Source organism: Alteromonas sp. BZK5 (genome assembly GCF_014349115.1).
Lineage (GTDB): Bacteria > Pseudomonadota > Gammaproteobacteria > Enterobacterales > Alteromonadaceae > Alteromonas > Alteromonas macleodii.
On record NZ_JACSOE010000102.1, the window covers coordinates 1 to 10800 of the forward strand.

Sequence of the window (10800 nt, forward strand, 5' to 3'; positions counted from 1 at the left end):
GAAAGTGTTTAGGCTTCAAGCAGCCAGCGATTGTATTTAAAGAAATGGCATTGGCTGCTTGATATTGACGAGTGTCGCACTTCGCAGTTGAATTCGGGAATAAAGTTGACTTTAATCATATGAATTTTAATAAATTAAAAATCAGGCCGCATGCGACCTCATCCTGACGACAAAGGTCTAGCTTTCGAGCTAAACTGCGTATTCCCACCCATGGCGATCACCTAATAACATTGAAGGGAGTCGAAAGTTTAAGGGCAGCTTTCTATGTCCTGCAGATGGGAAGTATCCGCGAGGTAGAGAGCCTTCAGTATTGGGCAGTCGGGTTTTTCATTTCCCGCGCAGCAAGCAGAGAGTGTGGTAAGAATTGATGCCATACGTTGAAATTCTTCAATTTTTAAGGTTAAATCATTAATATGAGATTCAACTATACTTTTAACATCTGCACTCTGACGCGAATGATTTCCCCAAAGAGAAAGTAACTCTCCTGCCTGTGACAGAGAAAAACCGAGATCTCGACATCGACGTATAAAATGTAACTTATAAACATCGGCATCTTTGTAGATCCGATAACCAGCCTCTGTTCTGGAGACTGATGGTATTAGCCCAACCTCCTCATAGTAACGAATCATTTTCGCCGAAACTCCCGATAAGCGGGCTGCATCACCAATGTTCATCTTCACCTCCCAAATGATTTTTACTAATACTGTAGTTAGCTTTAAGTAACATAGTTTCGGGTAACATTTATTGAAGGAAATTTCCTAATCCATTGAACCAAGTAACCATTAACCTGTTCCCAAAAATCTCACCAGCCCCCACCTAACTTCAGGTTAAACCTTCCCCTAACCGGAAGGTCAAGAGAAGTCGATAGATTTTTTGTATGATATTAAAATCTTGATCGTTTAGATTTCCCACATGGTTTAATAATAAATAATTCTTAAAGTTCAAAAATAAATGCCGACTTAATTCATCTGACTCCACTGATCATCTAGTGTTCAAAAAATTATCTACCCATTGAACCATTGCTTTAACCAAATCATCATCATATGCGATGTGCTGACCATGGCGCTGTTCTGGCGAGGGCAGCCTCAAGGTGTCATCGTTCATACTGATAGTTGGACCATTGCAGTTTTGAGAGTCAAATTCATTAGAGATCCGATTGCATTTCGAGCTCTATCGAGTGATTTTGCTTCAATGAGTTCAGCAATAGTAAAGAGCACCATAATCATCGCAGCTTCTGGCCACTGTCTAGAATTAAGGCCCATAACTGCCATATACATCCCCTTATTTCTTTTTAATCAGTTTTTCCTCTACAGGACAATCCATTTGCATAATGCGGATTTCAGTTCGCCCCCCCCAGATTATTTAATCTTTGTAGGCGCAGCCGCGCAACAGTCTCCACTAAGGCCATGATCATCTTGATCATGCGATTTCTGGTCATGGTCATGGCCACAACCTTTGTAAGTAGGCTTATCATGATTTAGGTCTTTTTCAACATGCGAATGGTTGCAATCATTATGAACATACAAATGACCATTCGCCTTGTTCAATTCGCCTGATTTCTGAATCTTGCCTCCCACAACCAAGCTTAATTTTTAAATACAACTAGCAGCTTCCTTCCTACTAGAGTTTTACTTTTTTGCGGGACCACTTGCCCAATATGTTTACTATACTGACTACTGAAGACCCTAATCTAACTACAGAGTCAAGTTCAAACGAGGGATATATGAAAATTGGTGAGTTGGCGCGTAAAGCAGGCTGTCCGGTAGAAACGATTCGTTACTACTAGAAAGAAGGTCCACTGCAGGCACCTTTACGAGACATAGGAAATAATTATCGTCACTACGACAAAACCCGTCTTGAAAAACTACTATTCATCCGCCGCTGCCGTTCTCTCGATATGACCCATGAGGAAATTCGCGCTTTGCTGTTAGCAATCAATAATCAGGGTAAAGAATGTGGCCCGATAGATGCAATCATCAACGCCCACCTAATTCACATTCAGCATCGAATCAAAGAATTAGTAGCGTTAGAAGAGCAACGTAAGGAGCTGAATGCTTTTTGTAGCGCTGACCGCAGCATAGATAAATGTTGCATAGTCCAAAAATTGACAGCTGATGAAAGTGATAGCGATCTTTCCTTAACCGCACCAACCAACCATTTAGGGGGGCATTAGTGATGCCACGCGCTTGTTTAAAATGAAAAAAATGTGATGGTGTTAAAACTGCGTAGTCTTACACCATTATGGGCCAATTTAAAGTACTACATTTTGCCGCTCAGCTTATCTCCAGAGCGGCGCTGTACCGCTCCTCCTCGGTTTACGGTGCGGGCTTTGCCCGAAGCATTGGTTAATGTCCTAAGAATAGGACATTCTGACCGCTCATCCCCAGCACAACTCCGGATTAAAACTCGTAGTTTCTCAGTCATTTGACGTATACTTTCCATACGTCGTTCTAAGTCAGCAATGTTCTCCTGAGCCAGGCGTTTAACATCAATGCTCTGGCGAGATTTGTCATTCCATAACGTAAGCAAGCCTTCTATATCTTCCAGAGAGAACCCGAGATCTCGGGCACTACGAATAAAAACCAATCTATGAACATCATTGAGAGCATACTTACGATAACCTGACTCCGTACGCTCGGAGGCAGGGATTAATCCAATTTGCTCGTAATAACGAATCATCTTGGTGGATATTCCTGATTTACGCGATGCTTCTCCGATATTCATAAGCCCACCTTGTTAATGCTCAGCGTTAATGCTCAGCGTCCTCAACCAAAGGAGGCTGGAACCGACGCAGACGCAATGAGTTTCCCAGAACGAACACGCTTGATAGCGCCATCGCCCCTGCTGCAAAAATTGGAGAGAGCAGTATTCCATAAGCTGGGTATAGCAGTCCTGCAGCCACTGGAATCAATGCTGCATTGTAAGCAAATGCCCAAAAGAGATTTTGTCTGATGTTACCGATTGTTGCCTTAGACAATCCAATAGCATTAGGAACTCCCTGCAAGTTTCCTGACATTAAGACAACATCAGCTGACTCCACGGCTATATCTGTTCCTGTACCAATTGCAAGTCCAATATCTGCAACTGCAAGTGCCGGGGCATCGTTTATCCCATCGCCGACAAAAGCAACTTTACCGTAATTTTCTTGCAGTCGACGCACCGCTTCAACTTTGCCTTCAGGTAACACTTCCGCAACCACTTCATCAATATCTAATTGTTTAGCAATAGCCTGAGCTGTATTCGCATTGTCACCGGTAATCATGGCGACCTTGAGACCAAGCTGATGTAATGCCTTTATAGCTACTGGAGTACTTGATTTAATAGGGTCAGCTACAGCAATAATTGCAGCCAACCGACCATCTATAGCAACATAGAGAGGTGATTTCCCCTCATTCCCGAGGCGTTCAGAAATCCGGGAAAAATACGTTACCTCCAATGCTAACTCACGCATAAATCGATCAGCGCCTACTTCTACAAGGCTCCCTTCAACAGTCGCTCGTACTCCCATACCAGTGATTGAATCAAACTCAGTAAGCTCTGGCAGTAAAATGCCGTCTCCTTCTGCCGACTCAACAATAGCGCGAGCAATAGGGTGCTCAGAACGTGATTCAACTGCGGCAACTTTTGCTAATACCTCATTACGTTCAAAACCCTGAGCTAGTTCCAGATCTGTCATGACTGGACGACCTTCAGTCAGAGTTCCGGTTTTGTCTACAGCAACAACTTTGGCATCTTTGAGTAACTGTAGGGCTTCTCCCTTGCGGAATAAAATTCCCATTTCTGCACCACGACCTGTACCAACCATGATAGATGTCGGTGTCGCGAGTCCCATTGCACATGGACATGCAATGATTAGCACTGCCACAGCATTAACCAATGCGAAAGACAGGGCTGGTGATGGACCAAATACTAACCAAATCAGGAATGTAAAAAGTGCTGCCAACATCACAGCTGGAACAAACCACAATGTCACTCTGTCCACAACAGCTTGTATAGGTAACTTTGACCCCTGGGCCTGTTCTACCATCCGTATGATTTGTGACAGCATTGTCTGACCACCAACCGCAGTAGCACGCAACCTCAGTGCTCCTTTCTGGTTCACAGTCCCTCCGACAACTCCACTGCCAACGATTTTTTCCACTGGTATAGGCTCACCAGTTATCATCGATTCATCTATAAAACTGGTACCTTCACTTACCTCTCCATCGACCGGAATCCTTTCTCCCGGGCGAACTTCGATAATGTCTCCAAGCACAACGTCTTTGACAGGAATATCATTCATTACGCCATTACGGAGCACGTGCGCCTCCTTAGCCTGCAAGCCTACTAAGCGTTTGATAGCCTCAGACGTTCTCCCCTTAGCTCTCGCCTCCATAAATCGTCCCAAAAGAATGAGAGCGACAATCACTGCAGCAGCTTCGTAGTACACATTAACGGTACCCTCAGGCAAAAGGTATGGTACAAACGTAGCAACCACAGAATAACCAAAAGCAGCAATAGTCCCGACAGAGACCAGTGAATTCATGTCAGGAGCAAGCCGCGTAAGAGCAGGAATGCCTTTCATGTAGAATCGACGACCTGGAACCACTAAGACTAACAATGTCAATACAAACTGGACGTACCAGCTTTCCTGGATCCCAATGGTATTCATCACCCAGTGTTGCATTCTTGGAATCATGTGAGATCCCATTTCGAGAACAAATACCGGCAGAGCCAGTGCTGTTGCAATAACTAAATCTTTCTTTAATAAAGCCTTCTCTGCGTCCTTTCTTACTTCAGACTCATTACTGACCTGATTTTGGGTATCGATGACACGGGCTTCATAGCCAACTTTTTGAATAGCAGATATGAGATCGTCTATGCCAGCCACTCCGCGAATAGTTGCCCTCTCAGTTGCAAGGTTAACCGTTGCCGCCTTTACACCATCAACCGCTAAGAGTGCCTTTTCAACACGGCCAACACACGAAGCACATGTCATACCTTGCACTGAAAGTTCAACGGATGTTACAGGAACTTCATATCCTACCTTTTCAATTGCTTCGATTAACTTCAGTCGATCAACAGGAGCTTTAAGATGAATATCCGCCAGCTCAGTCGCAAGATTGACACTTGCGTTTACGACGCCTTCAACTTTGTTTAAAGCTGCTTCAACTCGTCCTACACAACTTGCACAGGTCATACCCTCAATAGGTAAGCTAACCCGGGCTTCAGCATTGCTGGAGAGCTGGTTTTTATGAATGCTCATGATGTATTTCTCATTGTTGGTTCAGATATTAAACAGTCTAGGGCTTACCATGATGGGAAGGTCAAGCGTATTATTTTTAACCTCATGAACACAACAAATGAAGCGCCATCATTCCTGATATTCATCCAGCTGTTTGGTAGTGTGTAACTCTAACTCAAAAGAAACGAGCGCCTAAATCTCAAAATATCAGGCTAGTAGCCTGTTTGAATGTGCTCCCTCAAGAAAAGCCCCGCTAACTGCCTTTTGCAGTGGCGGCGCTAGCATTCTTTTCGGTATTCATGGCCGCAGCTTGTAATCAAGCTAAGTGAATGGGAAACCTATTAACTGAAACGCCGTCATGGTAATCGGGGACGGGGTGGGATGACGCCCAAGCCGTCAGAAATCTGGCCGCTTGGGCGTTTTTTATTGTTATAAGGTGCCCAGTAAAACGGCGCTGATTGCTGGAATTGTTGTGCCAATGACTTCTTGAGTGCTAGCAACAACAGGTAAAGTTGCAGACATGACACTTTCAACGACTGTTGGTGTGTTGTAGAGACCCATACCGCCACCAATGCCCAAGGCAAAGGCCATCAAGCTTTGGCGAGCGATACCGCCCACAATACCCACCAGAACCATGGCTCCCGCTACGATCCGTCCCAAAGTACCTTGGGTCCAATCTTTTAGGGTATCCCACACATCGGTGAAAGCATCACCACCGGTGCCTGCAAATGAGGGCTCCGAAATCATTAACGCCATTAAACCAAGCGCACCAATGGTCATTAGGCGCTGAGTCTGAATGCTGCGAACTGCATTTGTCATTCGTTAGTTTCTCCGTAGATACTCAAGTTATCGCGCTTACCATCAGCTCCCGCTGAGGCTGAATCGCTTTGAGTCTGAAGTGGACGTAGCACTGGCGAAACCGTTCGAGGTGCTGACACCCCAATATCCCACCGGCGCGGTTCAATTTCGGTAAACACGTAGCTGGATAAATTCAGATCTCCACGGTCATCCTCCCAAGGCGCAATCCAAATCCGCATTACCCTTGAAGGAATGCGAATAGGTGCAGATTGCTGCGTCTCGGGTAATGCTGGATGGCTCAGCAGTCCTGTCTCTAAATCAGATTGTGAATACCCAGAGGGAGAACCAATTCGAGTCGCCACAGCATCAATCGTCTTGGGTGCAGCGCCATAACTGGTAAGCTCATAGACTTCACGAGCAGATAAACAGCGCACACCGTCAGGCATACCTGGGCATCCATATTCACTACTCCCAAGACCCAATGAACTACAGCCAGACAATAAGGTTGAGCCGACTGCCAATAAAAGTAATCCAGCTTTAGACCACTGTTTTGACTGGTGCTTTGGGTTGTTCTGCATTGATGTCGTCATGGTTAACTCTCCTCTGGATACACATCTTATTGTCTGAAACGGACTTCGATCGGTTAGCAACATGCAGGATTTTTTCATCTTCTTGCACCACCCCCTTGAGAAGTGGCCAACGACAACGAGGCACCACGAGTGACTATGACTTCAATTTTCCTTGCAGCGTCTACCTCTATGACTGGGAACATATTTTCAGCCATGTCCAAATAGAACTTGGCCACTCTATCCAATGCTTTACCTGTGCCTTTAATCGCAGCGCCTTGTAATGCTTCTTGGCTCATGACTTGCTGGTACAGCTGAGTATCACCGGCATTACCCGTCTGAATCGTCGGAACAGGATTTACATCAAATGCGCCAGCCAAGCCCTGAAGGAATCCGGCCATCATCGACTTGGCCACCAGCTGGCCTTGTTTCGACACCAATCGGCCACGAATGCCGGCTTTGCCGTCTTCACCTACAGCATAAGAATCCAGTCGTGTTTCAATGACGCCACCGTCTTCTCTCACACATGAAATGGTCTCGCCTCGCAAATAAGCACGCTCAGAGCTCAAATCACCGTAACCTGCGGCGATCAAGAAACACTCTTTGATATCCGCTCTAAATCGGTTGGGTAAAATGGCTTCCTTTTGAATCCTCAGCAATGCAGGAAAAGGTTCGCGTCTTGCGGACTCGTGAGTAGGTGCATCCAAACCTGTGATCAAAGTACCTGAGATGATGCTGCCCGCCGGTAAATACAAAGGCGGCGCTTCTTGCACAACAACCTCTGGTTCAGCAACCACTTCAGGCTCAATCATACGAATCGTGATTGGCGGCAATGGAACATCCCGAGCTCGTGTACCTTGGCCATTGGCTGGCTGCTGATAGAGCGGATCAGGAAGTGGCGCATTGGCAAAATAGTCGTCTGGGTTAGACGGCAGTGGCTTTTCTTCTTCAGGCAATTCCATGGCAGATAAAGGTACTTCAAAGCGGCTATTTGTGCCTTCAACTGCTGCATCACCTCCAGCGCGAACATCATCAAGTTCCGCTCTAAGGCGGGCCAGCTCCGCATTGACTTCACTTGGTATAGAAGGCGAACCTGGGCTTAGCCGTCCTGAATCGACGTCACGACGCAAGCGCTCAACTTCACGACGTAACTGTTCATTGCGCTCACTGAGTAGTTTTACGTTCGCAGCCAAACTATCGACCCCAACATCACGAGTATTGGTATCCGTAAGAATGTGCCGGATCGTTTCCTGTCGGTTCCGACTACTTGAGTCATCGTCAGGATTAGGTGAAAACACCATCACCATAAGGATGAGACCACCAGCAATACCAGCAACCGATAGGCCCCGCTTCATGTTCGGGCTCATTTGTTCCCATTGTGCTTTCATCGTTATTCACCTCCCACAAGAAGCGAAGGTCGCTGACTTTCCACCGCTTCTTCACGATGATTGCGAACAACCACATACAACTCAGTCTTTTCACCCGGCAACAAGATATTGCGAGGCCAGTAGGCGCTTGCCACTATATCTGGTGCATGACAGGCTATTTCACTGGCTTCTATCGGCCCATCGGCAAAGCTTTCAACCAGTCCTACATAGACGGTGAAGTAATGTCCCGTCACAATTTGCCCCTGTTTAAAACCAAACTTTAAGCCAGGCTGAAAACATTTCGGGCTTGTGTCAGTTTGGCCAGCTAAACGGATGTCATAGCCTTGTGGTAACTCATTTAGTGCAAGGCGTCTGAGTAAATCACGTAAGCTATCGACGTATGGCTGAGCCGTTTCCCAAGTGGCGGCTTTTCGGTTCACGACGCCCTTAATAGGCCACTGCTGACCATCAATAGCTAAGGTGATTTCACGCGGTGGAATACGACGAGGTACTAAGGTGACAGATAATGCGGGAGCTTCCTGACCAGGCGGAGTGATGTAAAGTGAAACCGGTGATTCTTTGTCCGTGGCTACATATACAACATTCCCCTTGATTTGCGTCTGAGCATCACTGGTTGTTCTCACCTGAGGCGATTCAAACGGCGTCACAATCCGATTCAGATGACCAAGTGCTACAGGGATCAGTTCATTAACCCCCGGTGTCATCAGTAACGTTGTTGGCACATCCGTTGAAACCGTATTGGTTTGAACCGGCGAATTTGCTGTAGCGGGCTGCTTCATCACACTAGCTGGCACAATCGGCAATTCCACGTCTGCATACGACGCTTGAGATAACAGGACGCCACTCAAGCTCATTGCGATTAAGTTTGGTGTTATCCATCGATTAATTTTGGTTCGCATCATTCACCCTCCGGTTTTGCTCTTGGGTCAACTTTTCACGAACTCGCTTCGTTCTAGCTTGCCCCTCATACGTATCCATCCAACTGAGCTTTGGACGGTATTGCTCAATATCGATGTCAAACTCATAGGTGCGAGTTTGGCGCTGTTCATCTCCAGATGGTCCAGAGACCAAGGAATAACCGGTCACAAAGACATGGCCGGTTTCATACTCATACTCCACTTGTCTGGGTTGGAATTTGAGCGTGACTCGGTCTTCCCGGATTTGTCTTGCCTGAATCTCCAGTGCATCGACCACTTGCTGGTACACCGCTGGAGAAAGCAGTGGTTCTATAGCAACCCGGATAAAGGACACATTACCCGGCGTCACGTTGCCCATAAGCTCAGCCAGGTAGAGCCCCCAGGACTCCAGGTAAGGTTGAGTGGCTTGGTTTCGTGACACTTCAGCCGTTTCAGACAAGGTTGGTGGTTGAATGGCCACTACGGTATTGCGAGAAAATGCCGCAACCGCAAGCAGCAAGTTAGATAGCACCAGCACTGCAATCAGAAACCGTTGCCATCGGTTCTCTAATTGCGTGCCTTGCCATGATTTTAAAAACACGTCGAACTTCACGGCAGATAGCTCCTGATAAATGGGTTAGGGATCGTCTTGGCTTTGGTTGGCAACAGTCCGGCCCAGTAGATGGCGTGAAGAATAAAACCATCTGGGCGACCATCACGAAAACGCCGATAGAGCTTGGTTGTCACCAACCCCAACAGGCATAAAACCAAGGCATTACCGGTAAAAATGCCGATCACTAGCCCCAACAGAATGGGAGCCATCTCATCGGCACTCCAAAGCAGGAAGTGCGGCGGGTCATCGATATAGGATGGAATACTCACAGGTTCCATAGTCACTCCTCGTTGTTTGAATTGAGAAGTGAAGAATGCCTTGGGATTGGCAGGTTCGGTGGTCAGCTAGATGCCGAATTTTTGAAGGTTTTGAGGGTTCTACTCAGACAATACTAACAATTGATCTTTTTGATGCGGTTGATATGATGAGGATATTGGTCGTGTCGAGACCAGCTGCCCACTTTAGCAAACCCGGACGGGACGACATGCATATCAAATTTATTTGGGTATACGGATTTAATGGTTGATGGGGTGAAGGTGCCCCATCAACCATTAAATCCGTATACCCGAAAAAACTAAGTCAGGCCATTCACTTTACGGCTTATGTGCATTAAAGAGATTAAAGTTCATTCGAGCAGCAAGGGCGGCAGGTCTTCTTGTAGTTGATATCAAGCCATTACTAATGGCAATAGATGCAGGAGAAAGAAAAGTTCCTGAAGACATCCAAAAGCTGCTACTTACTAAAATCGAGCATAGAAAAGTATTTTTAAATCTAGTAACAAACCAAATTGAAGAGTTTTGCAATTAGAACAATTATAGAACAGTTCATGGCTCGACTAAAAACTTGTTAGCTTATCTGTTTTCTATCAATGTTAGCTTGTATATATCAAGCATATAGAATATCAACACCTCCAATTTTTAATGGCACTTTGATGCGCAGTACCTTTTGAATTAGAAATACAAACAGATGGCATTCTTTAACTTATTGATTCTACATCACTAAGTAAACCAGCTAAGTCGATTTCTTTGCGGTCTTTATTAAAGGCATATTCCCCATTTAGATTAATGTGTTGCCAAGCAACAGGTGAAAGCCGAGAAATAACATCAACCACATCTTGCCTACCGTTCCTCTCTTGGATTTGTAAAAATGCCGATAGTAACGCGGAATTATAATAAATAATGCAATTTGAAATGAGTCGAGCACAATCGTTCCATTGTGGGGTTCTAGGGATTTTCCCCTCTAAAAAGACATAATCCTCTGTAGACCACACCAATAAATGGCTGCGGAGGTGGTTTACTTTCAGCTTGGAGCCTAA

At 45.8% G+C, this 10800-nt stretch carries 11 protein-coding genes and 1 pseudogene; 2 read left to right on the forward strand and 10 right to left on the reverse strand.

Features of this window, described 5'->3' with window-relative positions:
* Nucleotides 1-248 precede the first annotated feature (248 nt).
* A complete protein-coding gene (gene cueR / locus BIZ39_RS18730; RefSeq protein ID WP_011788488.1) occupies nucleotides 249-674 on the reverse strand; it encodes a Cu(I)-responsive transcriptional regulator in 426 nt (141 codons plus the stop codon).
* A gap of 1049 nt (nucleotides 675-1723) precedes the next feature.
* Between cueR (BIZ39_RS18730) and BIZ39_RS18735 the strand changes: the two are divergent.
* Nucleotides 1724-2173 (forward strand): annotated as a pseudogene (locus tag BIZ39_RS18735) (Cd(II)/Pb(II)-responsive transcriptional regulator).
* 86 nt (nucleotides 2174-2259) lie between these two features.
* On the opposite strand, the gene cueR (BIZ39_RS18740) reads toward BIZ39_RS18735, so the two are convergent.
* The 8 genes from cueR (BIZ39_RS18740) to traL all read right to left on the reverse strand — a co-directional run bounded on the left by cueR (BIZ39_RS18740) (nucleotide 2260) and on the right by traL (nucleotide 9763).
* Nucleotides 2260-2724 (reverse strand): Cu(I)-responsive transcriptional regulator, encoded by a 465-nt coding sequence (gene cueR, locus BIZ39_RS18740; protein WP_011788480.1) that lies wholly within the window; start codon nucleotides 2722-2724, stop codon nucleotides 2260-2262.
* A 25-nt stretch (nucleotides 2725-2749) separates the two neighbouring features.
* Nucleotides 2750-5245 (reverse strand): heavy metal translocating P-type ATPase, encoded by a 2496-nt coding sequence (locus BIZ39_RS18745; protein WP_011788479.1) that lies wholly within the window; start codon nucleotides 5243-5245, stop codon nucleotides 2750-2752.
* Nucleotides 5246-5653: 408 nt separating this feature from the next.
* Entirely contained in the window at nucleotides 5654-6043 is a 390-nt protein-coding gene (traA, locus tag BIZ39_RS18750) for a TraA family conjugative transfer protein (RefSeq protein WP_011788478.1), read from the reverse strand.
* Nucleotides 6040-6612, reverse strand: a complete 573-nt coding sequence (locus BIZ39_RS18755) for a TraV family lipoprotein (RefSeq protein ID WP_015066557.1) — start codon at nucleotides 6610-6612, stop codon at nucleotides 6040-6042. Before BIZ39_RS18755 ends, traA begins: the two co-directional genes overlap by 4 nt.
* Nucleotides 6613-6686: 74 nt before the next feature.
* Nucleotides 6687-7976, reverse strand: a complete 1290-nt coding sequence (locus tag BIZ39_RS18760) for a TraB/VirB10 family protein (RefSeq protein WP_020745001.1) — start codon at nucleotides 7974-7976, stop codon at nucleotides 6687-6689.
* A gap of 2 nt (nucleotides 7977-7978) precedes the next feature.
* A complete protein-coding gene (locus BIZ39_RS18765) occupies nucleotides 7979-8875 on the reverse strand; it encodes a type-F conjugative transfer system secretin TraK (RefSeq protein ID WP_020745000.1) in 897 nt (298 codons plus the stop codon).
* Nucleotides 8859-9485, reverse strand: a complete 627-nt coding sequence (locus BIZ39_RS18770; RefSeq protein ID WP_000667170.1) for a TraE/TraK family type IV conjugative transfer system protein — start codon at nucleotides 9483-9485, stop codon at nucleotides 8859-8861. Before BIZ39_RS18770 ends, BIZ39_RS18765 begins: the two co-directional genes overlap by 17 nt.
* Nucleotides 9482-9763 carry a type IV conjugative transfer system protein TraL gene (traL, locus tag BIZ39_RS18775; protein WP_000433891.1) on the reverse strand — a complete coding sequence of 94 codons (282 nt, stop codon included), beginning with the start codon at nucleotides 9761-9763 and terminating at the stop codon, nucleotides 9482-9484. The genes BIZ39_RS18770 and traL overlap by 4 nt, the downstream gene beginning before the upstream one ends.
* Before the next feature lie 283 nt (nucleotides 9764-10046).
* On the opposite strand from traL, the gene BIZ39_RS22650 reads away from it, so the two are divergent.
* Nucleotides 10047-10292, forward strand: a complete 246-nt coding sequence (locus BIZ39_RS22650) for a MerR family DNA-binding protein (protein WP_410369568.1) — start codon at nucleotides 10047-10049, stop codon at nucleotides 10290-10292.
* Between the two features lie 169 nt (nucleotides 10293-10461).
* On the opposite strand, the gene BIZ39_RS18780 is transcribed toward BIZ39_RS22650, so the two are convergent.
* A partial coding sequence (locus BIZ39_RS18780) for a Tn3 family transposase (RefSeq protein ID WP_187447707.1) occupies nucleotides 10462-10800 on the reverse strand: 339 nt, incomplete at its 5' end.